The following is a 22,423-nucleotide window of genomic DNA, read 5'->3' on the forward strand; positions in this document are numbered from 1 at the left end:
TCCCGGCTGCCTCCGGCGGCCCGGGTCATTTGTCGACTCCGGTGCTCATGATGCCCCGGACGAACGTGCGCTGGAAGCAGACGAACAGCAGCACGGGCACCGCGATCGTCATCATCGTGCCGGCCTGGATGTAGGCGGGGTTGTGGGTGTAGAGGCCGTTGAAGGCGGCGAGCCCCACCTGGAGCGGCTGCAGGTCAGGCTGTCCCGACAGGTAGACCAGCGGGGTGAAGTAGTCGTTCCAGGTGTAGACGAAGTGGAAAAGGGTGACCGCGGCGATCGCCGGCCAGGCCTGCGGCACGATCACCGAGCGCAGGGTGCGCAGCGGTCCCGCCCCGTCGATCGAGGCCGCCTCGTCCATCTCGCGCGGGATGGTCATGAAGTACTGCCGCAGCAGGAAGACGTTGTAGGCGTTGGCGAAGAACGTCGGCACGAGCAGCGGCAGCCAGGTGCCGACCCAGCCGATCTTGGCGAAGACGGTGTACATCGGGATCAGCGTCACCGTGGCGGGCAGGAAGATCGTGGCGATGAGCAGGGTGAACAGCGGTCCGCGGCCGGGGAAGCGGAAGCGGGCGAAGCCGTAGGCGACCAGCGTGCAGGACAGGACGGTGCCGAGTGTGCCGATCAGCGCGATCGCGACGGTGTTGAACAGCAGCCGGGGAAAGTCGATCAGGTTCCACACGTCGGAGTAGTTCGACCACCGCGGTGCCAGGGTCCAGCTCGGCTGAAGGCCGCGCCAGGAGCCCCGCCAGGTGATGACCCCCTTCTCCGGCGCGGCCGGGTCGACGAATCCGCTCTCCGTGCGTCCCTTCTTCACCAGGGCCAGCTCGCGGACCGCGCCGTCGACGGGCACGAGGTAAACGTCGTACCGCTGCCCCCGGTAGGTGTAGGTGCGCGGGTCGGACGGCAGCAGCGGCGCGTGCGCCTGACTGATCTGCCGCTCGCTCTTGAGCGACGTCAGCGTCATCTGCGCGAGCGGGGCCAGGAACGCCACGACGATGCCGAACATCACGATCGTCATCAGCGCGACCCGGGTGCGTCGGGCGATGTGCGGTGCCACCGGATCACTACCTTTCGCTCGTGTAGTGGACCCAGTGCCGGGACAGGCGGAACAGCACAAGGGTCACGATCAGGGTGATGACGAAGAGCAGCCAGGCCAATGTCGACCCGTACGACATCTCCTGGAAGGTGAAGAACGTCTGGTACAGGTAGAGGTTGAAGAAGCGGGTCGCTCCGCCGGGGTCGCCACTGCCGTCGAAGAGCACCAGGGGGACGAGGAAGTACTGCATGACGTCGACTACGGCGAGGATCATCGTGTAGAAGAGCACCGGCGACATCATCGGGATCGTCACATGGCGCAACCGGCGCCACCAGCCTGCCCCGTCGAGCCTGGCCGCGTCGTACAGGTGGGTGGGGACGGCGCGCAGTCCGGCGAGGTTGATGATGATGCCGGAGCCCAGCCCCCACAGGCCGATCAGGACGAGCCCGGGGATCACCCAGGTGGGGTCGTTCAGCCAGCTCGGCGGGTGGGCGACGCCGATCCGGCGCAGGGCCGAGTTGATCCAGCCGTCCTCGACCAGCATGTTCTGCCAGATCAGCGCGCCGGCCACGAACGGCACCACGTACGGCATGAACAGCAGGACGCGGAGCAGCCCGCCGCCGCGTACGTTCCGGCTGTTGATGGCGACGGCCAGCAGGAACGGCAGGACGACGACCACCGGCAGCCAGAGCAGCGCGAAGCGGGCGGTCACCAACAGCGAGGCCCACGCCTGCCCGTCGCCGAGGAGCCGCCGGTAGTTCTCCAGGCCGACGAACCTGAGTGGCTCCGACTCCGACAGCGAGATGTTGAGGAACGTGAACGCGAACGTGGCCACCAGCGGGATCGCGGTGAACGCGAGGAACCCGATGATCCACGGGAGGATGAACAGGAGCCCGTGCCGGGCTTCCCGGCGGGCCATCCGGGACATCCGGGACATCCTGGCACGCCGGCGGACCGGGACGGCGATCACCGAGACCGGTCCCAGACGTCCTGGATCTCGTCGCGCATGTTCTTCAGCTCCACGTTCATGTCGAGCCCGCTCTTGGTCATCCAGCGGCTCCGGTAGGTGCCGAGGATGGAGAGCGTCTGGTTGTACTTCGGCGTGTACGCCTCGGAGTGCGGCGTGTCGGCGTACCGCACGCTGTCCTTGACGACCTGCCAGTCGACGGTGTCGGTGAACTGGCCGGCCAGTTTCTGGAAGAAGGCGTCCTGGTCGGCGGTGCGCGCCGGCATCGCGCCGTACGCGGAGAGCAGCTCGCCGGACGCCGGGCCCACCAGATAGCTCAGGAACGCGAACGCCTCGGCCGGGTGCTTGCTCCCGGCCAGGATCCGGAAGGTGTCGGCGCTGGTGGGTGAGGTGGTCGTGCCGTTGTGCGAGGGCATCGCGGCCAGGTTCCAGTCCGTGCCCGCGCCCGCGACGCCGTACGTGGACCAGAGGAAGTTCACGCTCATCGCGACGTGCCCGGAGAAGAAGGCGGCGCCGTCGCCGTTGAACTGGTCGGTCTCGAAGACCGGCCCGGTCATGATGAACCTGTCCTTCCACATGCCGTCGTAGAAGAAGCGCCACGCGTCGGCCCACGCGTCGGGGATCCGCACGGTTTTGCCGTCGCCGGAGTCCAGCGATCCCGCGCCGAAGGCGGCGCCCTGATAGCGCAGGTCGTCGCGGGCCGGCTCGAAGCCGTACTGCACGATGTTCTGCGGATCGAAGCCGTCCTCGGTGGCGTCCTTGCCGTTCTTGTCGACGGTCAGCTTGAGCGCCAGCTCCTTGAGCGTGTCGTCGTTCCACTCGGCCTCGCGGCCGTTCGGCCACCTGTACTTCTCGCCGTACTTGTGCGGAGGCTCGGCGAGACCCGCCTCCTCGAACAGGTCGGCCTTGTAGTACAGGGTCGAGGGGTAGATCGCGAACGGGAGGCCCTCCCGCACCGAGCCGATCCGGTAGAGGTCGGCCGTGCCCTCGGCGTACGAGCCGAGGTCGACGTCGCCGGACGTGATGAACGGGCCGAGGTCGAGCCACTGACCGTGGAAGGCCGCGGCGCCGCCGACGCCGACGGGGCCGACGACGTCGGGCCCGTTGCCGGAGGCGATCTGGGTCGCGAGCGTGTCACGGGCGGAGTTGTAGGTGACGACCTCCAGCTTCACCTTGATGTCGCGATGGAGGGCGTTGAACTTGTCGATGACCGCCTGCTGCACCTTGACCTGGTCGGCCTGCTCGCCGGTGCCGAGGCAGCAGTACCAGCGCAGTTCCACCGGCGCGGCGCCGGTGCGGGTGCCGGCGCCGGCGCCGCAGGCGGCGAGGACCAGGGCGGACACGATCACGGCCAGGGCGGGCAGGAGCCGGGGGCGGGTCCCGTTCATGCGTCTCCTTCAGGGGGTGTCGGTCTCCCCGGTGCCGGGTCTGGGGGGACGAAGGATGCTTCCTTCGAAGGACAGGCGGGCTCTGTCGCCTCGTATGTAGCTGCGGGTGAACTCGATCGGCTCGCTCTCGGGGCCGAACGCGACCCCCTCCACGAGCAGGGCCGGGCGACCCGACGGCTGGTCGAGCAGGTGGGCCTCGTGCGCCCGCAGCAGCACCGGCTCGATGGCCTCGCGGGCGCGCGCGACCACGGCTCCGTACTGCTCGGCCAGTAGGTCGTACAGGGAGTTGTGTTCGAGGTCGTGGTCGAGCAGGCCCGTGAAACGGTCGGCGGGGAGGTACACCTGTTCCAGGAACAGCGGCTCGCCGTCGGCGATGCGCAGCCGTTCGAGGTAGATGGTGTGCGTGCCCGGGGGCAGCGCGAGCGCGGCGGCCACCACCTGCCCGGACGGCTCGATCCGGGAGGTGATCAGCCTGGTGTCCGGGTCCATGCCGTGCATGCGCATGAGGTCGGCGAAGCTCCCGCTGTGGCCGATCTCGACCTCCAGCCGGGGATGCAGGACGAACGTGCCGCGTCCCCTGGTGCGCTCCAGGCGGCCTTCGCGGGTCAGCTCGTCCAGCGCCCGCCGTACCGGGATGAGGCTGCAGCCGTAACGGCGGGCCAGCTCACGCTCGGGGGGCAGGCGGTCACCGGGGCGCCATTCCCCTTCGTCAAGCGCGGTGCTCAGGTCCAGATACACCTGGTGGTGCAGAGGGGTAGAGCCGGGCTCCAGCCGATAGCGGGCCACCAGGTGTTCCGTCCTTCCGGTTAAGGATAGGAATCCCTACCAAGCGGTTGATTGATGATAATCTTGTCAGCAACAATCGCCATGGCTGTCAAGCCTGTCAAGACGGCAACAACCGGCTCCCTCGACACAGAGGTAGACAAGACATGGCGAACTCCCTCCGACAACACGCTTCCTGGCGGGTGGCGCTGACCTTCGACGTCGAGCACGCCGACCGCCCCGCTCACCCGGACGGCACCCGGCTCGTCCTCGACACCCTGGCCGAACGCGATGTGGTGGCGACGCACTTCGTCCAGGGCCGCTGGGCCCAGGCGCACCCGGCGCTCGCCAAGGAACTGACGCGGCACGGCCACCTGATCGGCAACCACTCCCACCACCACGCGCGGATGACATGGCTGTCCCCCCAAGGGCTGGCGGGCGACGTACGGCTCGCCGAGCAGACCATCCGCCGCATCACCGGGCACGACCCCCGGCCCTGGTTCCGCTGCCCGTTCGGCGACGGCACCGACGACCCGGCGGTCCTGGCCGCCCTGGACCGGCTCGGCTACCAGGAGGTGAGCTGGCAGGTGGACGCCCTCGACTGGCGGACGAAGGCCACCGGGCCCCAGGTCGCCCGCACCGTCATCGAGCAGGCGACCGCGCACGGCGACGGCGCGGTGGTGCTGTTCCACCCATGGACCCTCGCGACCGGCCGCGCCATGCCGCTGGTCATCGACGGCCTGCGCGCCGCCGGTGCCCGTTTCGTCCGTCTAGACGAGCTCGGATGAGCGCCCCGCGCCTGGCCATCGCCGGAACCGGTTACATCGCCGACTATCACGCGCGCGCCATCGCCGCCGGTGGCGGCGAACTGGTCGCGGCCGTCAACCACCGCGCGGAGTCCCTGGCCGCGCTGTCGGAGCGGTACGGCTTCCACCGCCGCTACCTCGACCTCGACCGGCTCCTGGCCGACGGCGAAGTGGACGCGCTCATCGTCGCCACGCCGAACGCGATGCACGCGCGGCAGACGGTCACGGCACTGGAGGCGGGACTGCCGGTGCTGCTGGAGAAGCCGATGGCGATGACGGCCGCCGAGGCCCGGGCCGTCGCCGCCGCCGAGAGCCCGCGCGCCCGGGTGACGCTCGCCCACTGTCTGCGCTTCGACGAGCAGGTCCGCTGGCTGCGCGACCTGGTGCGGGACGGGACGCTCGGCCGTCCCGTACACACGACGGCGTACGCCGTGCACGCGGGGTTCGGCCCCGGCGGCTGGTTCACCGATCCCGCCCTGTCCGGCGGCGGCGCGCTGATGGATCTCGGGGTCCACGCCATCGACGCCAGCCGTTACGTGCTCGGAGATCCGCAGCCGGTCAGCGTGACCGCGCATTGCGGGACGCACTATCGAGACCTTCGGGTCGACGACACGGCGATCCTCACGATCGTCTGGGACAACGGGGTCACCTCCGGCGTGGAGGCGGGCTGGTGGCATCCGTACGCGCCCGGTCCGTCGGGGAGCGTGCACGTGTGCGGCACCGAGGCGTACGCGCAGACCTTCCCCGGCACGCTCGTGCGCGCCGGGGCGGAACCGGTGCGGAAGTTCCCGGCCGAGCTGTCCGAGCAGGCGATCCAGCGGAGGTACGACGCGCAGATGCGCGCGTTCCTCGGAACCTTGGCCGGGGCCGGGGCCGGGGCCGAGCCCGCGCCCGGCGCCGCCGACGGCATCACCTCGATGCGCATCATCGACGCCGCCTACCAGAGCGCGTCAAGCGGCCAGACGGTACACCTGGGGAGGAACCAATGAGGTCGTGGTTCGTCGAGTTCGTCAAGCCGGGGGAGGTCCGGGTGGCGAACGAGGACGTCGCGCCGCCCGGCGCGGGCGAGGTGCTCTGCCGTTCGACGCTCTCGCTGATCAGCCCCGGCACCGAGCTGTCCTGCCTGCGCGGCGACTTCGACCCGGGCTCCAACTGGGAGGAGTGGGTGCGCTACCCGTTCCGGCCCGGGTACAGCATGGCCGGGGTCGTGGCGGCCGTAGGAGCCGGCGTCACGAACCTGCGGCCGGGTGACCGGGTGCAGAGCTACGCCCCCCACCAGGAACTGGTCACGCTGAACGTCAGTGAGGCGCGGCTCCTCCCCGATGGTGTGTCCGACGAGGAGGCGGTGTGGGTGCCACTGGTCGTCACCGCCGCCGCCGGCGCCGCCAGGGCGGCGATCACCATGGGCGAGACCGTCGCGGTCCTGGGGCTCGGCCCGGTCGGACAGCTCGTCGTCCAGTACGCGGTCGCGCACGGTGCCTCGCGCGTCGTGGCGATCGACACCGACGCCCGGCGCCTCGACCTGGCGCGGGAGAGCGGTGCGACGGACGTGCTGGCGATGCCCGCGGCCGACGCCCGCTCCGCCGTCGCCGACCTGACCGGCGGGCGTCTCGTCGACGTGGTCTTCGACGTCACCGGCAGCCCCGCGGTGCTCTCCCAGGCGGTGCGGCTCGCGCGCCGGCTGGGCCGCGTCGTGCTGCTCGGCGACACGCCCACGCCGTCCAGGCAGATGCTCGGCCCCGGCGTGGTCAGCGACTCGCTGACGATCCTCGGGGCGCACGCCGACATCGTCTCCGACGACCCGTCGGCCGGCCCGCTCAACCGCGACGCGGTGACCGAGCTGTACTTCCGCCGGCTCGCCTCGGGCGCCTTCCGCACCGCCGGGATGATCGCCGGACGGGTGTCGCCCCTGCGTGCGGCGCAGGCGTACGAACAACTGCGTGACGGCGGCGCGCCGGCCGGGGCGATCTGTTTCGACTGGTCCGCGCTGCCGTAGGGTCGGCCGAGATGGTCGCCGCCGCGATCCGCACGATTAGGGCGCGTTCGGGTGGTTCCTACGACCCGGGCAGTCCGATCAGCCCAGGCTGCGGCCGTACCAGGCGTTCAGCCGGGAAGATCCGGTAGATCGCCTCGCGTACGGCCGCGTGCTGTGCGCGGGCGACGAAGGACTTCGGGGTGGTGCCGCAGAGGCGGCGGAGCCGGGGAGACTCGTCGAGCAGGCTCCGGATGAGATCATGCTGCGTGGTCAGCCGCCGCGTCCGCCCGTGCGCGTCGACGAGATGGCCGTGCTTGCCCACGTAGACGAAACACCGCGGCAACGGCGCCCCGGACGCCGACACGACGGGATGCCGTTCCGCCGGCAGCCGGCACCGCCGATAGTTCGGCTCCGTCCGGTCGAGAGCGGCAAGTTCGTCGTCATCGAGCCACAACACGAACAACCGGGAGACCTCGGCCGCCTCGACCGGGACCGCGGGAACATACCCTGGCCTGCTCACGTGCGCCGACACCCCGGGGATGATGCCGGGCACCTCGGCGAGGGTCATGGGAACCACCGGCCGCACGGAGTGGCGCAGAAGCTTCCGCCGCACCTGACCGGGCGAGGCGTTCGACCCGACCGCGACCACCGGGTGGCGTGCGCTGAGCCCGCTGACACCCAAGCTCTGCAAAAGCCCGGCCAGCGTGACGGTCGCGCCGTCACGGCAGACGATCCACTGCCCGACAGGCAGTTGCGGCACCGGACGAAGCGGGATGAAGCGATCGTCGAGCAGCACACCAGAGGTGTCGGGGATCCGTCCAGGGTAGGTGAGAGGACTCGCGATCGGATCGGTTTGACATAGATTTCCCACATAATGTCAACTTCCATCACGTCTCAGTCATTCCTCGGTAAAGACCCACCCACCTCTGCCACCCAGGACACGGATCGTGGCAATGGAAATGCCGGAGGGGCCCTCCGATGTCACTGGTGTTCAGCGGCGGCGGGCTGCGGCCAGGAACAGCGGAAGCGCCAGGAACATGCGGCCCCGACCGGCCCGCTCCCTCTGGTCTTCGACCCAGACATCGTGCTCTTCCCGGCTGACAGCCCCGGCGGAGAAGGCGGTCTCGGCGATGCCCGTGAGCATCGGCAGCATGGCGGCGTCGCTGAACACTCCCGTGTGCACCTCGACTCGAACGTCGGTGAAGCCCGCGTTGATCAGCGCGTTGCGGTAGCGGCGGGCGGCACGGGGGTTCGCGACCATGTCGGCGCGGGACCGCACGATGGTCCGGGTGAGCTCGGGATGGTCGGAGTCGATGACGAAGGTGTCCCAGTCCTGCCCGAGCAGGACAATCCGGCCGCCGGGCGCGAGCACGCGTGCCGCCTCCCCCAGCGCTTCGGGCATGTCGGCCAGGTCGTGGAAGACCTTGTCGGCTCTATATCCCGCCATCTCGGCGTCGCCGAACGGAAGCGCGTACGCGTCGGCGACATGGAAATCCGCGTGCGGCCACCGCGCGCGTGCGACCGAGATCATTTCCTCGCTCAGGTCGACGCCGATCGCCTGAACCCCTCGCTCCGCGATCTCGTTCACGGCTCGGCCGGCTCCGCAGCCGACGTCGGCCACGGAGGTACCCGGCGCGAGTTCGAGCAGGTCGTAGGTGCGCGCGCGTAGTTCCCGCGCACCGGGCCGCAGGTCCGCGGCGTCAAGCAGGCGAATGAGCGGATCCACTGTGTTGTTGGACATGCGGGCCATACTCCGACTTAATGTCGACATGAAGTCAAGTGCGCTGATGAGTATCGGTGATGTCGCCGAGCGGTTCGGGCTCGCCACCCACGTCCTGCGGCACTGGGAGTCGGTGGGATTGCTGACGCCGGCACGGATCGGCGGTGCGCGTCGCCGATACGGACCGGACGACCTCTATCGCGTCGCGGTCATACTGCGGGCCAAGGAGGCGGGATTCGGCCTTGACGACATCCGCGAGATGATCGCCACCGCGGACGCGGCCACGCGTGGAGAGATCCTGCGGCGTCGGCGAGCGGATCTCGCCCGACGGATCGCAGAGGCACAGGCTTCGCTGCAACTCATCGACTGCGCCCTGGCCTGCGATCATGAGGACTTCACGACTTGCCCTGACTTCCGGGCGGCAATCGCGGAACGCCTTCCCGGAGCAGAACAACTAGGACAGCGCTTTTCTTCGTACTCCATGCCGGCCGCACGTGGCTGAGGTCGCACTGCGACTCGGCGGTGTCCGGCCTCAACTTCGCGGTGACCCGCCTGGCCCAGGAGCACGGCGCTCCCGGGACGCGTTCTCACCGATCAGAGCCGGTCAAGGATCTTCTGCATTTGCGCGACCTCGGCCTGCTGAGCGGCCTTGATGGTGGCAGCCAGTCTCTTGGCCTCAGGATTGACTCCCTGGGCCTGCTCCGTGCGGGCCATCTCGATCGCTCCGTTGTGGTGGGCGATCATCATTTCCGAGAACTTCTTGTCGAAGTCCACGCCCTTGGCCGCTTTGAGCTTGGCCATGTCGTTCTCGCCCATCATGCCCGGCATGCCGTGGCCTGCCATGCCGTCCGAGGAGGTGACAGGCTTGCCCCAGGCGGTCAACCAGCCGCTCATGGTGGCGATCTCCGGATCCTGGGCTGCCTTGATCTTGGCGGCGAGGTCCTTGACCTCCTGGTCGGTTGCGCGAGTCGCGGCCAGGTCGGCCATCTCAACAGCCTGCTTGTGGTGGGGGATCATCATCTGCGCGAACATGGCGTCGGCGTCGTTGAAGTCCGCACCCGCCTGGGAGCTCGCACTGGCCGCCGGAGCGGTCGACGTCGCCGCCATGCCGGTCATGTTCTTGTGCCCGGTCGTGGATTCGCCGCCGCAGGCAGTGAGCAAGAGGGCACCAGCGGTCGCGGTGGTGGCAAGGGCAAGCCCTCGGGTGAAGGAACGGTTGGTGAACATGGTTGTCTGATCTCTTTCCGGTTGTCGGACGCCGACAATGAGTCGCCGTTGTGCTGGCGTTGTACGCCGTCATCGCGCTCCCTCGGAACGTCCGCGCTGCTGGCAGCTGGCCGTGGGCAGCCGGGATCCCGGGCTCTCCAAACGAGATCATGGTGGCGGGGCCGAGGGAGCCGAGCATTCCTTGATCGAGTGCTTCAGCCGGCAGGAAGGACTTCCCCGAGATCGGCAGGGAACGTGTATGTGGACGGTACGTCGACCCGTTCACCTGCCGGACCGTACACCAGGGCGATCTCCTGCCTGGGCAGGAGTTCGATCGTTCTCGGGTCGCCGTGCACCTGGTCGCCGTTCACGTACGCTCGCAGGACGTTCTTCCCGCCAGCCGTCAGCCCACCGAGATGAGTGCTGTCAAGGCGCACCTCCCACTCCTTGAACAGCTGGCCAAGGGTGTAGCGCTTATCCGTGGTGAACGCCTCAATGTGGATCACACCGCTCGCATCATGGGTGTGCAATTCCGACATAACTTGCTCAGCTGTCGAGATGCCGAGATCGGCCGCCACGGGAATCGGCTTCCCGTTCACGATGATGTCCATGTGTGAGTGGAAGTGCTTGACCGCGCCCTCCATGGGCTGAACGGACAAACCTGCCTCTCGGGCGCCTTTGACCGGATCAGCTGGAAGCTTCCAGGGCGGCATCCTGCTCTCCTGGCTGCTCTGGACCGCCCCAGCGGGCGTGACATCCTGTCCGGACCCGCAGGCCGCTACTCCGCACAGCGCGGCAACTGATCCGACCACTGTCAGGTTTCCAAGGGCGGCGGCCTTGCGGAGCAAGCCTCGCGAGGATTTCACGACGCTCGTCAACGTGACCTGCTTCCGCCCCGTGGCCCTGTCAGGGGACGTCACGGCCGACGTCCTTGCAGCGTGTTCCGATCTCTCATGGCCCGGATGCATACCCGCCGACCCGGCTCGACCCGGCGCTGCAGCGTAAACACCTTTACAAGATCTCCTATGAGACCCGTAGACCAGGGTGGGCCTTACTCGGGCTATCTGAGCAGGGCATTTCGCCCGAATCTTCTCCTTTCGGCCATGCTCCGCCCCTCATGCTCCCGTGGACGGACGGGAGAAACGGTGGCCGTCACGATGATGTGGCGCAGCCGCGGGCGTACCTGCCCGCCCGGGTTCAGGGCTGACGAGGCACGCCCGCCAGACGCCATATCTGGGTGGTCAGCTGGGTGGTCGGCGTCGTGGAGGACAGGCACTGTGCCTGCTCGACCGGGGCCGAGTTCGCCGTGCTTCCCCCCTTCACGGCCACGCACTTGTAGCTGTGCGTGGGGAGAAGCCGGTAGTCCTGGGCTCCGACCTCTCCGATCGGACGCAGCTCGAACTGTTGCTCGGGCTTTCCGGCGACACAGGCGCGCCCCACGACGGCCGCACCGGCCGCGGTGCTCGCGCCGTCGACGGTGAGGCACTTGCCGCCGCTCGTGATGGTGTAAACCTTGGTCGCTACGCGCTGGAAGGTGAACTTCTGGTCCTGACCGTTGGAGCAGGGGGACTGGATGAGCTGCCTGCCGTCGGCCGGCATGGTGAGGCACTGGCCCGAATGTAGCGCCGTGACCGCGCCCGCGAAGTCCCGATCGGCGAGGACGGCCTGAACCTGGGTGTAGGCGGGCTTCTTCTGGAGATTCCGGTCGAGGAGATCGGCCGCTCCCCAGCCCGGGACCCCGCTGTCCACCCATGAGTACTTGTCGGTGAGGCCCCACACGGTGAGCGACACACATCGGGAGACCCCGAAACAGGCCGCGGCGGCCCGCCGGTAGGTCTCGGCCTGGGCGGCGAGCTTGTCGGCGTCGGCCGGCAGCTTCACGCGCACGTCCAACTCGGTGACGGCCACGTCGACCCCGAGGCCCGCGAAGAGCTTCAGGGTGTCCTGCAACTGGGTGAGGGGCAATGCGGCGGGGATGGGGTCCTTGATGAGTGTGTGCGTCTGGAAGCCGACCCCGTCGATGGGCACGCCTTGGGCCCGCAGGTCACGGACGAGTTTGTACAGGGCGTCACGCTTGGGGGTGGCCCACTCGGCGTCGAAGTCGTTGATGTAGAGCTTGGCTGAGGGGTCGGCCTCACGTGCCCAGCGGAACGCGTCGGCGATGTAACCGCTGCCCAACCGCTCCAGCCAAATGCTCGGCCGGAGCGTGCCGTCCTCATTGAACGCTTCGTTGACCACGTCCCATACGCCGACACGACCGGCATACCGCTTCATCGTTGCCTGGATGTGCTGTTTCAGGGCGTCACGGAGCTCTGCGGTGGACAGCGTCCCATCGGTGATCCAGGTTGGGAGCGACCTGTGCCACACCAGTGTGTGACCGCGCACCGTCTGGCCGTTCTGCACGGCGAAGTCGACGATCGCGTCGGCCTTCTCCCAGGTTGGCTTCCCCCGCGTGGTCTCCAGGTTGGCCCACTTCATGGCGTTCTCGGGCGTCACACTGTTGAACTCGTACTTGAGCTTGTCCTGGTAGCCCGAGTCTTTCTCCAGCGCCGAGTCGCTGACGGCCGAGCCGATCCGCAGGCCTCGCGCGGCCGCCAGCGTACGCAATGTGATCTCAGCCGAGGCGGCCGGATCGGGCGTGCCGAGAATCAACGCAGGCAGGGCAACCCCGATCCCCATGGTCAGCGCCGTTGCTCGCTTGGCATGCCGTATGCCCCTGTGCATGATGACCCCCGTCTTTATCCGCATATACGGGGACAACGTAGTGCATTGGTGATCTTCGGAGGGGGCTGTTCCCGGATCCGCCGTACGCCGTGTTGCGAGGCCTTGGGGCGTGGGCGGGCCTTCCCGCGGGCGTCGGCAGGGCGCATGCGCGATCATGCGCGGGGGAGGGCTCGGCCGCCGGGCAATGCCCTCGGCATCCTCGACGACGTCGATGTCTGCGTGACTGATTACAAGATTACCCAGAGCGCTGTAGATTCTTGAGCATGATCGTGGAATACATCCGGTACGCGATAGCCGAGGGGCGGGCCGAGGAGTTCGAGGCGGCCTACGCGCGGGCCGCCCGCTCACTCGCCGCCGCCCCGCAATGCGTGGACTACGAGCTCTCCCGATGCGTGGACGAGCCCGCCTCCTACATCCTGCGCATCACCTGGACGTCGGCCCGGGACCACCTGGAGGGATTCCGGTCGAGCGACCATTTCCGGGCGTTCTTCGCCGAGATCCGGCCGTACGTGAACGACATCGCGGAGATGCGCCACTACGAGCGCACGGCGGTGCGCGGCGCCGGCGGCTCCATCCCGACGATGTATGACTGGGCGGGCGGCTCCGAGGCGTTCGAGCGGCTCACCACGCGGTTCTACGAACTCGTCCTGGACGACGAACTGATCGGGCCGCTGTTCAAGAACATGGACCCCGGCCACCCCCGCTATGTGGCGATGTGGCTGGCCGAGGTCTTCGGCGGCCCCTCCCGCTACACCGACGAGCGAGGCGGATACCGCCACATGCTGTCCATGCACCTCGGCAAGGCCATCACCGAGCCGATGCGGCGCCGCTGGGTGAGCCTGCTGATGGACGCCGCCGACGAGGTGGGCCTCCCGGGCGACCCCGAGTTCCGCGCCGCGTTCGCCGGATACATCGAGTGGGGGACGCGCCTGGCGCTCGGCAACTCCCAGCCCGGCGCGACGCCCCCGCAGGACGCTCCGGTACCGCACTGGGGTTGGGGCGTCGCCCCTCCATACACCGGCTGAGATCCTGGCCGACGCCCTGCGCCCCGGCGGTCCTCCCGGCCGCCGGGGCGAGGGGCGCGGTCATGCCGGCTGTGCGGGAGCGAGAAGGGCGAGGTACTCGTCGAGCTGCCGCCCGGAGGCGAGCATCGCCCGGCTGCGGTGCCGTAGCCGGGCCCGCCATTCGTGGAGCATGTGCTCCAGGTCCGCCGTGCCTCCCGCGACGCGTAGCTGATCCACGAAGAGCTTGATCTGAGGAAGCAGGTAGCCACCGCGCCGGAGGTGGCGGGCCATCTTCGCGTCACGCACCGCGCCGGGTGGGTAGACGCGGTGCCCGGTGACGCGGTCGCGGTACGGGCGGAGGATGCCCGCTTTCTCCCACTTTCGCAGCGACGCGGGGTGCATCCCGAGCTGGTGGGCCAGCGCGCCGATGGTGACGCCCTCAGGCCGTCCGTCGTCCGGGGCGGGCGCCGTGGCCAGGGCGTCGAGCGCGGCGGCGACCTCGTCGAGGGTGTCGCGCTCGCGCAGCAGGTCGGCGTGTGCCCGGTCGATGAGGCGGAACAGGTTCTCGTCGTCGCGACGGTGTGCGGCGTGCATGATCGCCGCGGCTGTCTGGTGCCCGTATCCCGGGCGTAGGGCGAGGAAGGCGCGCAGGGCCTGCGCGTGGACGGCGGAGTACTGGCGGTAGCCGGCGGGGCTGCGTTCAGCGGGAGGCAGGATCCCCGCGTCCTCGTAGTTGCGGACCGCCTGGGTGGACAGGCCGTGTTCGCCGGCGAGGTCGGCCGGCCGCAGGGCTCGTCGTGTCATGTTCTCTAGTTTGAGGGTTTATCCGGCGAACGCGGGGCGGATCGGCCGCTGCTCTCAACAGAAGGTTCAAGGCTACGGTCAAAGAGACGATTCGCACCCGTGAAAGGTGTCTCATGTCCCTTCATCGAACGGGCACCGGCCTGAGGTCGCCTCGAACCCGGCGTGTGGGGGCGAAAAGTCTGGATTATGACGAGGTCATAGTTCAGGGATGATCACGTCTCTGGTTCGCGTCAGCCCAGGCCAGCAGGCTGTTAACCATGACGAACCTCCTCACGCGCCCTCCCGTCGACCAGGAAACCCGGCACGACCGCCTGCACCGCCCACTGCTGCTCTGCGCGGCAGGCATGGCCGTCCTCGCCGTAGTCAGCGGCATCGGAATGATGGTCGACGGGCGCACCCTGCTCGGCGAACCGGTCTGGTTCAAGCCGTTCAAGTTCGCCGTTTCCTTCGGGCTGTACGCGGCCACACTGGCGTGGATGCTGGGCAGGCTCCAGCGATGGCGGCGAACGCTCTGGTGGCTCGCCACGGTGGCCGTCCTGGGCTTCCTCACCCCCGAGATCGCCGTCATCACCTTCCAGGCCGTGCGCGGTGTGCGCAGCCACTTCAACTTCTCCACGCCACTGGACGCGACCCTCTTCGCGGCCATGGGCGGCGCGGCCTACCTCGGCTGGCTGATGACCTTCGCCATCGGTGCTCTCCTCCTCTTCCAGCGCCGGCTCGACAAGGCCATGGCGTGGGCGGTCCCGCTGGGTATCGCCCTGTCGCTCGCCGGTATGTCCGTCGGCTACCTGATGACCAGCCCGACCCCCGACCAGGCGGAAGCGCTCAATAACGGGCTGAAGCTCGCCACGATCGGCGCGCACTCCGTCGGCGGCCTCGACGGCGGCGCCACCATGCCGCTGACCGGATGGGCGACCGGGACGGGTGACCTCCGCGTCGCGCACTTCGTCGGCCTGCACGCGCTGCAGGCGCTCCCGCTGATCGCGATCGGGCTCCGCCTGCTCGCTCGCCGTCTCCCCACACTGCACGCCGAGGCGACCCGCGCCGCCCTTGTGATCGTCGCCGCGCTCGGCTACGCCGGACTCACCGGCCTGTTGCTGTGGCAGGCCCAGCGTGGCCAGGCCCTGACCCAGCCCGACAGCCTGACGCTTACCGCCGCGGGCGTCCTGCTGGCGGCGGTGGCCGCGAGCACGACGATCATCTTGGCGGTGCAGCGAGCCCGCCGGTCACACGATCGTGCCTAGGTCGCGATTTGTCCGGCACGACCCCGTGGTCCTTCCGGTTTCGCAGCCGGAACCGTGCTGAGCTTCCCCTTGGACATGGGCATCGACTCACCTTTGAACACGTTCAACTCGCTGCGCTAGGCTCGTCGCCACACACCTGGGGGAAGCCTGATGAAGATAGTGATACCCGGGGGAACCGGACAGGTAGGCGCGATCCTGAATCGCGCGCTGACCGACGCAGGCCATGAAGTCGTGGTCCTGACCAGACGTCCGATGCGCGACCGCGAAGTCCGCTGGGACGGCGAGACCCTGGGCCCATGGGCGGAGAAGATCGACGGCAGCGACATCGTGGTCAACCTGGCCGGACGCAGCGTCAACTGTCGCTACACCGCAGCCAATCTGCGGGCCATGATGGATTCGCGCGTGCACTCCACCCGGGTTGTGGGTGAGGCCATCGCAGCCGCCGCGCGGCCTCCCCGGGTCTGGTTGCAGATGAGCACCGCCACTGTCTACTCCCACCGCTTCGACGCGCCCAACGACGAGGCGACCGGCGTGCTCGGCGGCACTGAATCCGGCGTCCCGAACTACTGGGCCTACAGCGTTGAGATCGCGAAAGCGTGGGAGCGGGAACAGGAGCGGGCCCAAACCCCGAACACGCGCAAGGTCGCCATGCGCGCTGCCGTGGTGATGAGTCCCGATCGCGGCGGGGCCTTCGACGTCTTGCTACGGATGGCGCGGCTCGGCCTCGGCGGCCCGGTCGGGGGCGGCGCGCAGTACGTCTCCTGGATCCACGACCGCGATTTTGTCCGCGCCGTCGAGTTCCTGGCCGACCGGGACGATCTCGCCGGGCCGGTGAACCTCGCCGCTCCCGTTCCTTTGCCGCAGCGCATGTTGATGCGCGCACTGCGCACCGCATGGGGTGTTCCGGTGGGCCTGCCCGCGACGACGTGGATGGCCGAGCTCGGCGCGCTCGCGCTGCGCTCGGACACCGAACTCCTGTTGAAAAGCCGTCGAGTCGTCCCCGGTCGCCTGCTCGAAGCGGGCTTCGCCTTCGACTACGCCCAGTGGCCGGAGGCCGCCGACGACCTTGTGCGGCGCGTGCGCGGCGGGCCTGGCTTCCCCAGGTGAGCAGCGCTGGGTCGCATCTCGTGCCCAGACCTTCCCCACCACCTGGTGGACCGATGTCCGCTCAGTGGCCGGAGGGCCGCCCGGCGGAGTTCTCGCCATCCGAGCCCGCGCCGGCGACGGGGACCTTTTCGGGTGCAGGATCCAGGTCCGTCCCGACCGGGGCGAGCGCGTTGTCCGGGGTGGCGGGGACCATGCGGCCACGGTGCTCCGCCACCACCAGGGCGGCCAGCAACACGAGTACCGCGGCGAGCTGTGCCACTGCCGACCACAGTCCCACCACGCCGCTCAGGAGCGCCGCGGCCGTCCCGATCAGCGGGGCCGGGGCGCGGCGCAGACCCAGTACGCGCCGATACCAGCGGTGCCCGGCGAGGAACAGCGCGACCCCGACCGCGAGGGCGACCGACGGTCCGAGTTTCATCGGTTCGAAGGGGTGCTCCACGGCCTTCTTGACGCCCGCCGCGGCCGCGACCACGCCGAGCAGCATCGGCATGTGGGCGTAGAAGTAGGCGCCCAGGATGAGTCGAGTGCGGCCGACCGGCTCCCGGCGGGCCAGCGCGTGTTCGGCGGCCGTCTCGTCGTCCCAGCCGAAGTACACCCACCACAGGCAGGCGGCCACGGCGAGCCCGAGGGCCGCCGCCACCAGGAACCCGGGCCCGGCGTGGCCGTGCGCGCCGATGCCGATGGCGATGACCGACTCGCCGAGCACCACGATGATCAGCAGACCGTGCCGTTCCACGATGTGCGCGGCGCGCAGCGGGAATCCCTTCTGTCCGATGAAGTACGGACTGCCCCACAGGAGCACGAGCGCCCCCGCCCACAGCAGGTACGACCAGGGATACGGGACGAACCAGGTCAGGAAAATCAGCGTGGTGGCGGCCACGTTGAAGGGGACCACCCGCCAGAACGCGGTCGTCGCCTGGAGGTAGAGGGCGGCGTGCACGGTGATGAGCAGCAGGTAGCCGAGCGCGAACGCCGGACCGCCGCTCCCGAACGCGCTGGGGATCGCCAGCGCGACGATGAGGAAACCCGTCATGCCGAGCAGGAGCAGCACCCGCCGCGCCGCACGGACCGGCGGGATCGTGTTCGTCAGCCACGCGTAGCCGGAGTACATCCACCAGATCACGCCGAACACCAGCAGCGCCTGGAGGGCTCCCTCGCCGACGAAGCGGTCCGTGCTGAAGCCGTCCGTGAGCAGCGTGGTGAGCTGGGTGACGGTGAAGACGAAGACGAGATCGAAGAAGAGTTCCAGCGTGGAGACGCGGATCTCGCCGTCGTCCGAGATCGGCTCGGCTCGCTCGGCGAACCACTGAGGGAGGCGCATGTCGATATTGTGGCAATTCGGGCGATTACATGCATACACAATTGCGGTGAAAGTCGCACCGCCGCGTCGGCGGCGGGGCGCAGTGCGAGATCATGCGGAGCTCGCCGAGGGGATCTCGGTGTCGCGGACGAACTCGCGGATGGCGCGGGTGAGAGCATCCGGCTGGTCTTCCGGGATCAGGGTGTAGCTGTCCTCGATCTCGACGAGCCTGGCGTCGGGGAAGAGCTCGGCCAGCCGCCGGCCGTGTTCGCGGGGCATCAGACGGTCCTCGATCGCCCACGCGACGAGGACGGGCCGGTCGAAGGAGCGCATTCGGTCGGCCGTTTCGAGCAGCTCCCGCCGCGGCGGTATCGACCCGGTGTACTTGGCGAGGTCACGACGGATCGCCCGCTGCGTGCGGGCGGGGCGGAACCAGGAGTCCATGACGTCACGGGGCACCGGGCGCTTGCTCATCCACCCCCAGCCTCCGGGCATCCGGCGCATGGGTTCCGCCCGAAGTAACTGCATGGTGGCCAGGAGTCCGCCGGGGAGCTTGGCGGCGAGCGCGATCGCGCGCCCGGGGAGGCCCGGCGGGTAGTTGTCGAAGGCCTCGCAGGCGGTGAGGACGAGCCGGCCCACCCGCTCGGCGCCCTCCGCGAGGTTCGGTAGCCCGGTGCCGGATGGTGAATGCCGGGTGCGGTCATCGCGGGCCATCGTCCCCGTGATGGACGGAGCCCGGCCGGGACGGCGGAGCCGCGGTCAGTACGGCGACGAGCGCCGCGCCTCCCAGCCCCGCCAGCGCCATCCGGGCCCCGGCCACGCCGGGCCCTCCCGTGGCGTACAGGGCGAGGGTGACGGCGGCGATGCCGAGCGCGGTGCCGACGCCGCGCGCCATGTTGATCAGCCCTCCGGCGGTCGCCGACATCCGCGCCGGGACGGCGGCCATGACGGCGGCGTTGTTGGCCGGGACGAACACGCCGAGACCCGCGCCCAGCAGGGCCAGGAAGGCGACGAGCGGGCCGGGTGCGGCGGGCGCGAGCGCCGCGAGTCCGACCGCCGCGGCCGCCGTCAGGGCGCCGGCCAGGCAGCGCGGCCGGTTGCCCCATCGGCGCGGCAACAGGTGATCGCCCGCGAGGGCGGTCAGCGCGAAGCCGGCCGGTAGCGCGCTGAGCACCAGACCGGCGTGTGGCTCGCTCAGCCCCGCCGCGAGCAGCACCTGAGGGATCAGCACCAGCGGCCCGAACAGGACGAGGTACCCGCACAGCGCTCCGGCCAGCCCCCGCGCCACCGTGGCGTCGCCCACCGTTGCCGGGTCGAGGAGCGGGGCGGCCGCCCGCCGTTCCCTGCCCCGCAACGCGAGAGCAGACGCCGCGGCGGCGGCCAGCAGGGCCGCGACCGCCCACGGCGGCCACCCCAGGCCGGACGCCGCCGAGACGGCGAGCAGCAGGCCCGAGGCGGCGCAGGCGAGCAGCAGCAGACCAACCAGATCGAAGGCCTTGCCATGAGCCCGCTCGCGGGTTCGGGGCAGCAGGTAGCGACCGGCGACGACGGCCACCAGCCCGACCGGCACGTTGATCCAGAACACCCACTGCCAGCCGACCAGGCCGACGATCACCCCGCCGACCAGCGGGCCGACGGCCAGGCCCAGCGACTGCGCGGCGGCCTGCGCCCCCAGGGCCGCCCGCGCCCGCCGCCGGGGGACGCTCGTCACCACCAGGGCCACGCTGTTGGCCTGCAACATCGCCGCCCCCGCCGCCTGCACCACCCGGCACGCCACCAGGACAGGAAGCGACGGCGCGAACCCGCACGCCGCCGACGCCGCGGTGAAGACGACGAACCCGTGCAGGTAGACCAGCTTGCGTCCCACGATGTCGGCCAGGCGTCCCGCGCCGGCCAGCAGCGCCACCACGGTGAGCAGGTACGCCAGCGCCACCCACTGCACCGCGGCCAGCGGCTCGTGGAATCCGTGCTGGAGCGCCGGGAAGATCAGCGTGACGATGCTCGCGTCCAACTGGCCCATGAACGCTCCGATGCACACCGCCGCCACCGCGAACCACGGCGCGTACCGGTGTTCCCGCACCCGTGCCGGGCGGGCCCGTTCCCGCAGCAACCGAGCCATGACCGCTCAGCGCCCCCGACACCTCGCACGGGGCGGCGCTCCGGTGAGACCGCGGCCGTCAGAACCGGTCGGGAGGACGCGCACCCGAGGCGGCCAGTTGCGTGTCACAGCGAGATCCCCCAATCCGGCTGTCCACCACGATGCCCCCGCGCCCGGCCTTGACCGGCCCCTCATCACCTGTCGCGGAAGGCTGTGCGACCCGGCGAAACCCCTGCCGCTCGCTCTGTCGCAAAACTGCTTCGAGTCTACTCTCGCCGCCCGACATCTCCCCTGGTCAGGGGAGTCGCACTGCCGGGCCCCGCGCGGCTGTCGCCGTACCCGGCCGAACGTCGGCGGCGACGGGTGACGCGGGGCCCGTACAGAGAGGTCAAAAGTCCCTTTCCCGTTGATCTACCACCCGGAAACGCTGTGAACGCCCGGCGGCGACGCCTTTGATCGCCGCACCGAGAGCGATACACAGTGGAGGCAACCATGAGTGCGGGGGACACACCGGCCGACCGGCCGGACGCCCGACCGGCCGGCGGGCGTCCGGCGCTGATGCTGACCTTGGCCACAGTCGGCTTCGCGATCAACTTCTGGGCCTGGGCGCTGCTCAGCCCGCTGGCGCCGAAGTTCAAGGAGGCCCTGCACCTGAGCCCCTTCCAGCAGGCGCTGGTGGTGGCGGTGCCGGTGGTGGTCGGGTCACTGGGCCGCATCCCGGTCGGTGCGCTGACCGACCGGTACGGCGGCCGGATCATGTTCCCGCTGGTGTCGCTGGCCACCGTCGTGCCGGTGCTCTACCTGGGGCTGGCCGGGCAGACGTCCCTGGCCGGGCTGCTGGCCGGAGGCTTCTTCCTCGGCATCGGCGGCACGGCCTTCGCGATCGGCGTGCCGTTCGTCAACGCCTGGTTCCCGCCCACGCGGCGCGGCCTCGCCGTCGGCGTGTTCGGCGCGGGCATGGGCGGCACCGCGATCAGCGCGTTGACCACGGTCAATCTGGTCAACGCGGGCGGCACCGCGACCCCGTTCGTGGTCACCGCCGCCGTGCTCGCCGCGTACGCGGTGGTGGCGGCCCTGCTGCTGCGGGACGCGCCGGGCCGGATGGTGCCGGCCGAGTCGCTGGGGCACCGGCTGGCGGCCACGCTCCGGCTGCGGGTGACCTGGCAGGCCTCGGCGCTGTACGCGGTGGCCTTCGGGGGATATGTGGCGTTCTCGGTCTACCTGCCCGCCTACCTCAAGACCGCGTACGCGCTGGCCCAGGCCGACGCCGCCAACCGTATGGCCGGGTTCGTGCTGCTGGCGGTGCTGATGCGCCCGATCGGCGGGTGGCTGTCCGACCGGATGGCACCGGCCAAGGTGCTCGCCGGGACGCTGCTCGTCGTCGCGGCCGGCGCCGTGGTCCAGGCGTTCACACCCGCGCTGGCCCCCCTCGGCACCGTCGCGTTCCTGTCCATGGCCGCCGCGCTCGGCGCCGGCAGCGGTGCGACGTTCGCCCTGGTCGCGCTGCTCGCCCCGGCCAACAAGGTCGGCACGGTGACCGGGATCGTCGGTGCCGCGGGCGGCCTGGGCGGCTTCGTGCCGCCCCTGCTGATGGGCTTCATCTACGGCCGGTACGGCACCTACGCCCTGGGGCTGGCGCTGCTGGCCCTGGTCGCGGTGGCCGCCCTGCTGCTGGACGTCACCGCCGTCGCCCGGACGGCCCGCCGCGCCGTCGGGCCGGGCCTGATCGAAGGGAAAGCGCATGTGTGAGTACTGCGGCTGCCAGGCCGTGACCGCGATCGGCATGCTGACGCGCGAGCACGATCTGGTGGTGGACCTGATCGGGGACGCGCGCACGGCGCACGCCGCCGGCGACGTGGACACGATGGCCGCGATCGCCGGACGGATCGCCGCGGTGCTCGTCCCGCACACCGAGGTCGAGGAGCACGGCCTGTTCCCCGCACTGGCCGGGGAGTTCCCCGAGCAGGTCGCCGGGCTGGAGGGGGAGCACCGGCGCATCGAGGCGGTCCTGGGCGAGGCCGCGGACGGCACGCCCGCCGACCCCGGCTGGCCACTCAGGCTGCTCGACATTCTGAACCTCCTGCGCGCCCACATCCTCAAAGAGCAGGACGGGGTGTTCCCGGCGGCGTTGGCCGGTCTGAGCACCGACGAGTGGGAGGCCATCGACCGGGTCCGGGCCCGGGTCGGCACGCTGTTGCCCGCTTCCGCGCCCGTCCCGGAACCCGTCGATCATTCCGGGACTTAGGTCCCCCCGGACCGGGACCGCCGGCACCTGACCGCGG

Annotated in this window: 22 protein-coding genes; 9 read left to right on the plus strand and 13 right to left on the minus strand. The window is 69.9% G+C overall.

The genetic code is table 11. The annotated features are described in order from the left end of the window. Positions 1 to 25 precede the first annotated feature (25 nt). Genes AWQ71_RS27085 through AWQ71_RS27100 form a run of 4 tightly spaced genes read right to left on the minus strand, consistent with a single transcriptional unit; the run spans position 26 to position 4,177 of the window. Positions 26 to 1,057 carry a carbohydrate ABC transporter permease gene (locus tag AWQ71_RS27085; protein ID WP_218001978.1) on the minus strand — a complete coding sequence of 344 codons (1,032 nt, stop codon included), beginning with the start codon at positions 1,055 to 1,057 and terminating at the stop codon, positions 26 to 28. Between the two features lie 7 nt (positions 1,058 to 1,064). After that, positions 1,065 to 1,964 carry a carbohydrate ABC transporter permease gene (locus tag AWQ71_RS27090; RefSeq protein WP_169806636.1) on the minus strand — a complete coding sequence of 300 codons (900 nt, stop codon included), beginning with the start codon at positions 1,962 to 1,964 and terminating at the stop codon, positions 1,065 to 1,067. A gap of 38 nt (positions 1,965 to 2,002) precedes the next feature. Then, positions 2,003 to 3,391: an ABC transporter substrate-binding protein gene (locus tag AWQ71_RS27095; RefSeq protein WP_067138020.1), complete on the minus strand. Its 1,389-nt coding sequence runs from the start codon at positions 3,389 to 3,391 to the stop codon at positions 2,003 to 2,005. A gap of 9 nt (positions 3,392 to 3,400) precedes the next feature. Beyond that, positions 3,401 to 4,177: a GntR family transcriptional regulator gene (locus AWQ71_RS27100; RefSeq protein ID WP_067138022.1), complete on the minus strand. Its 777-nt coding sequence runs from the start codon at positions 4,175 to 4,177 to the stop codon at positions 3,401 to 3,403. A 143-nt stretch (positions 4,178 to 4,320) separates the two neighbouring features. Between AWQ71_RS27100 and AWQ71_RS27105 the strand changes: the two genes are divergently transcribed. From AWQ71_RS27105 to AWQ71_RS27115, 3 genes are read left to right on the plus strand one after another with little or no spacing between them, the layout of a single operon-like run. Next, positions 4,321 to 4,941: a polysaccharide deacetylase family protein gene (locus AWQ71_RS27105; RefSeq protein ID WP_084259340.1), complete on the plus strand. Its 621-nt coding sequence runs from the start codon at positions 4,321 to 4,323 to the stop codon at positions 4,939 to 4,941. Then, a complete protein-coding gene (locus tag AWQ71_RS27110) occupies positions 4,938 to 5,948 on the plus strand; it encodes a Gfo/Idh/MocA family protein (RefSeq protein WP_067138025.1) in 1,011 nt (336 codons plus the stop codon). The genes AWQ71_RS27105 and AWQ71_RS27110 overlap by 4 nt, the downstream gene beginning before the upstream one ends. Further along, complete coding sequence (locus AWQ71_RS27115; RefSeq protein ID WP_067138027.1) at positions 5,945 to 6,955, plus strand: zinc-dependent alcohol dehydrogenase; 1,011 nt, start codon at positions 5,945 to 5,947, stop codon at positions 6,953 to 6,955. Before AWQ71_RS27110 ends, AWQ71_RS27115 begins: the two co-directional genes overlap by 4 nt. A 58-nt stretch (positions 6,956 to 7,013) precedes the next feature. Here AWQ71_RS27115 and AWQ71_RS27120 read toward each other — a convergent pair whose 3' ends face one another. Both AWQ71_RS27120 and AWQ71_RS27125 read right to left on the minus strand, forming a co-directional pair. After that, positions 7,014 to 7,730, minus strand: a complete 717-nt coding sequence (locus AWQ71_RS27120) for a hypothetical protein (protein WP_084259342.1) — start codon at positions 7,728 to 7,730, stop codon at positions 7,014 to 7,016. A 195-nt stretch (positions 7,731 to 7,925) separates the two neighbouring features. Next, positions 7,926 to 8,675, minus strand: coding sequence for a methyltransferase domain-containing protein (locus AWQ71_RS27125; protein WP_067138031.1), 750 nt, complete (start codon positions 8,673 to 8,675; stop codon positions 7,926 to 7,928). Between the two features lie 46 nt (positions 8,676 to 8,721). Here AWQ71_RS27125 and AWQ71_RS27130 point away from each other — a divergent pair, with 46 nt between their 5' ends. Beyond that, positions 8,722 to 9,156 (plus strand): MerR family transcriptional regulator, encoded by a 435-nt coding sequence (locus AWQ71_RS27130; RefSeq protein WP_245658492.1) that lies wholly within the window; start codon positions 8,722 to 8,724, stop codon positions 9,154 to 9,156. Between the two features lie 92 nt (positions 9,157 to 9,248). Here the strand turns inward: AWQ71_RS27130 and AWQ71_RS27135 are convergent, their stop codons facing one another. The 3 genes from AWQ71_RS27135 to AWQ71_RS27145 all read right to left on the minus strand — a co-directional run bounded on the left by AWQ71_RS27135 (position 9,249) and on the right by AWQ71_RS27145 (position 12,539). Next, positions 9,249 to 9,881, minus strand: a complete 633-nt coding sequence (locus tag AWQ71_RS27135) for a DUF305 domain-containing protein (protein WP_067138032.1) — start codon at positions 9,879 to 9,881, stop codon at positions 9,249 to 9,251. Positions 9,882 to 10,075: 194 nt separating this feature from the next. Continuing rightward, on the minus strand, positions 10,076 to 10,573 hold the full coding sequence (locus AWQ71_RS27140) for a hypothetical protein (protein WP_157570596.1): 498 nt from the start codon (positions 10,571 to 10,573) through the stop codon (positions 10,076 to 10,078). 484 nt (positions 10,574 to 11,057) lie between these two features. After that, positions 11,058 to 12,539: an endo-1,4-beta-xylanase gene (locus AWQ71_RS27145; protein ID WP_169806637.1), complete on the minus strand. Its 1,482-nt coding sequence runs from the start codon at positions 12,537 to 12,539 to the stop codon at positions 11,058 to 11,060. Positions 12,540 to 12,847: 308 nt separating this feature from the next. On the opposite strand from AWQ71_RS27145, the gene AWQ71_RS27150 reads away from it, so the two are divergent. Then, positions 12,848 to 13,609 (plus strand): group II truncated hemoglobin, encoded by a 762-nt coding sequence (locus tag AWQ71_RS27150; protein ID WP_067138037.1) that lies wholly within the window; start codon positions 12,848 to 12,850, stop codon positions 13,607 to 13,609. Positions 13,610 to 13,669: 60 nt separating this feature from the next. Here the strand turns inward: AWQ71_RS27150 and AWQ71_RS27155 are convergent, their stop codons facing one another. Then, the gene (locus tag AWQ71_RS27155) at positions 13,670 to 14,392 is read right to left on the minus strand and encodes a MerR family DNA-binding transcriptional regulator (protein WP_218001979.1); all 723 of its coding nucleotides are present in this window, start codon (positions 14,390 to 14,392) and stop codon (positions 13,670 to 13,672) included. 257 nt (positions 14,393 to 14,649) lie between these two features. Between AWQ71_RS27155 and AWQ71_RS27160 the strand changes: the two genes are divergently transcribed. Both AWQ71_RS27160 and AWQ71_RS27165 read left to right on the plus strand, forming a co-directional pair. Next, positions 14,650 to 15,636 (plus strand): hypothetical protein, encoded by a 987-nt coding sequence (locus AWQ71_RS27160; RefSeq protein ID WP_067138038.1) that lies wholly within the window; start codon positions 14,650 to 14,652, stop codon positions 15,634 to 15,636. 150 nt (positions 15,637 to 15,786) lie between these two features. After that, positions 15,787 to 16,743 carry a TIGR01777 family oxidoreductase gene (locus tag AWQ71_RS27165; RefSeq protein ID WP_067138039.1) on the plus strand — a complete coding sequence of 319 codons (957 nt, stop codon included), beginning with the start codon at positions 15,787 to 15,789 and terminating at the stop codon, positions 16,741 to 16,743. A gap of 61 nt (positions 16,744 to 16,804) precedes the next feature. Here AWQ71_RS27165 and AWQ71_RS27170 read toward each other — a convergent pair whose 3' ends face one another. The 3 genes from AWQ71_RS27170 to AWQ71_RS27180 form a co-directional block, all read right to left on the minus strand. Next, positions 16,805 to 18,064 (minus strand): low temperature requirement protein A, encoded by a 1,260-nt coding sequence (locus AWQ71_RS27170; RefSeq protein ID WP_067138040.1) that lies wholly within the window; start codon positions 18,062 to 18,064, stop codon positions 16,805 to 16,807. A 90-nt stretch (positions 18,065 to 18,154) separates the two neighbouring features. Continuing rightward, positions 18,155 to 18,757 carry an alpha/beta fold hydrolase gene (locus AWQ71_RS27175; RefSeq protein ID WP_067138042.1) on the minus strand — a complete coding sequence of 201 codons (603 nt, stop codon included), beginning with the start codon at positions 18,755 to 18,757 and terminating at the stop codon, positions 18,155 to 18,157. After that, entirely contained in the window at positions 18,744 to 20,162 is a 1,419-nt protein-coding gene (locus AWQ71_RS27180) for an MFS transporter (RefSeq protein WP_067138044.1), read from the minus strand. The genes AWQ71_RS27175 and AWQ71_RS27180 overlap by 14 nt, the downstream gene beginning before the upstream one ends. A gap of 471 nt (positions 20,163 to 20,633) precedes the next feature. Here AWQ71_RS27180 and AWQ71_RS27185 point away from each other — a divergent pair, with 471 nt between their 5' ends. After that, positions 20,634 to 21,890: an MFS transporter gene (locus tag AWQ71_RS27185; protein WP_067138046.1), complete on the plus strand. Its 1,257-nt coding sequence runs from the start codon at positions 20,634 to 20,636 to the stop codon at positions 21,888 to 21,890. Continuing rightward, positions 21,883 to 22,386, plus strand: a complete 504-nt coding sequence (locus AWQ71_RS27190) for a hemerythrin domain-containing protein (RefSeq protein ID WP_067138049.1) — start codon at positions 21,883 to 21,885, stop codon at positions 22,384 to 22,386. The genes AWQ71_RS27185 and AWQ71_RS27190 overlap by 8 nt, the downstream gene beginning before the upstream one ends. Positions 22,387 to 22,423: the final 37 nt, after the last annotated feature.

Origin of the sequence: Microtetraspora malaysiensis (assembly GCF_001528665.1) — a bacterium.
Lineage (GTDB): Bacteria > Actinomycetota > Actinomycetes > Streptosporangiales > Streptosporangiaceae > Microtetraspora_A > Microtetraspora_A malaysiensis.

What these genes read in the sequence shown, in the direction of transcription:
- AWQ71_RS27140 (WP_157570596.1), bottom strand. Translation starts at nt 10,573, where the DNA reads ATGCCGCCCTGGAAGCTTCCAGCTGATCCGGTCAAAGGCGCCCGAGAG.
- AWQ71_RS27185 (WP_067138046.1), top strand. Translation starts at nt 20,634, where the DNA reads ATGAGTGCGGGGGACACACCGGCCGACCGGCCGGACGCCCGACCGGCC.
- AWQ71_RS27145 (WP_169806637.1), bottom strand. Translation starts at nt 12,539, where the DNA reads ATGGGGATCGGGGTTGCCCTGCCTGCGTTGATTCTCGGCACGCCCGAT.
- AWQ71_RS27165 (WP_067138039.1), top strand. Translation starts at nt 15,787, where the DNA reads ATGAAGATAGTGATACCCGGGGGAACCGGACAGGTAGGCGCGATCCTG.
- AWQ71_RS27105 (WP_084259340.1), top strand. Translation starts at nt 4,321, where the DNA reads ATGGCGAACTCCCTCCGACAACACGCTTCCTGGCGGGTGGCGCTGACC.
- AWQ71_RS27115 (WP_067138027.1), top strand. Translation starts at nt 5,945, where the DNA reads ATGAGGTCGTGGTTCGTCGAGTTCGTCAAGCCGGGGGAGGTCCGGGTG.
- AWQ71_RS27110 (WP_067138025.1), top strand. Translation starts at nt 4,938, where the DNA reads ATGAGCGCCCCGCGCCTGGCCATCGCCGGAACCGGTTACATCGCCGAC.
- AWQ71_RS27175 (WP_067138042.1), bottom strand. Translation starts at nt 18,757, where the DNA reads ATGGCCCGCGATGACCGCACCCGGCATTCACCATCCGGCACCGGGCTA.
- AWQ71_RS27160 (WP_067138038.1), top strand. Translation starts at nt 14,650, where the DNA reads ATGACGAACCTCCTCACGCGCCCTCCCGTCGACCAGGAAACCCGGCAC.
- AWQ71_RS27155 (WP_218001979.1), bottom strand. Translation starts at nt 14,392, where the DNA reads ATGACACGACGAGCCCTGCGGCCGGCCGACCTCGCCGGCGAACACGGC.
- AWQ71_RS27090 (WP_169806636.1), bottom strand. Translation starts at nt 1,964, where the DNA reads ATGTCCCGGATGGCCCGCCGGGAAGCCCGGCACGGGCTCCTGTTCATC.
- AWQ71_RS27130 (WP_245658492.1), top strand. Translation starts at nt 8,722, where the DNA reads ATGAGTATCGGTGATGTCGCCGAGCGGTTCGGGCTCGCCACCCACGTC.
- AWQ71_RS27125 (WP_067138031.1), bottom strand. Translation starts at nt 8,675, where the DNA reads ATGTCCAACAACACAGTGGATCCGCTCATTCGCCTGCTTGACGCCGCG.
- AWQ71_RS27150 (WP_067138037.1), top strand. Translation starts at nt 12,848, where the DNA reads ATGATCGTGGAATACATCCGGTACGCGATAGCCGAGGGGCGGGCCGAG.
- AWQ71_RS27180 (WP_067138044.1), bottom strand. Translation starts at nt 20,162, where the DNA reads ATGGCTCGGTTGCTGCGGGAACGGGCCCGCCCGGCACGGGTGCGGGAA.
- AWQ71_RS27190 (WP_067138049.1), top strand. Translation starts at nt 21,883, where the DNA reads ATGTGTGAGTACTGCGGCTGCCAGGCCGTGACCGCGATCGGCATGCTG.
- AWQ71_RS27170 (WP_067138040.1), bottom strand. Translation starts at nt 18,064, where the DNA reads ATGCGCCTCCCTCAGTGGTTCGCCGAGCGAGCCGAGCCGATCTCGGAC.
- AWQ71_RS27095 (WP_067138020.1), bottom strand. Translation starts at nt 3,391, where the DNA reads ATGAACGGGACCCGCCCCCGGCTCCTGCCCGCCCTGGCCGTGATCGTG.
- AWQ71_RS27135 (WP_067138032.1), bottom strand. Translation starts at nt 9,881, where the DNA reads ATGTTCACCAACCGTTCCTTCACCCGAGGGCTTGCCCTTGCCACCACC.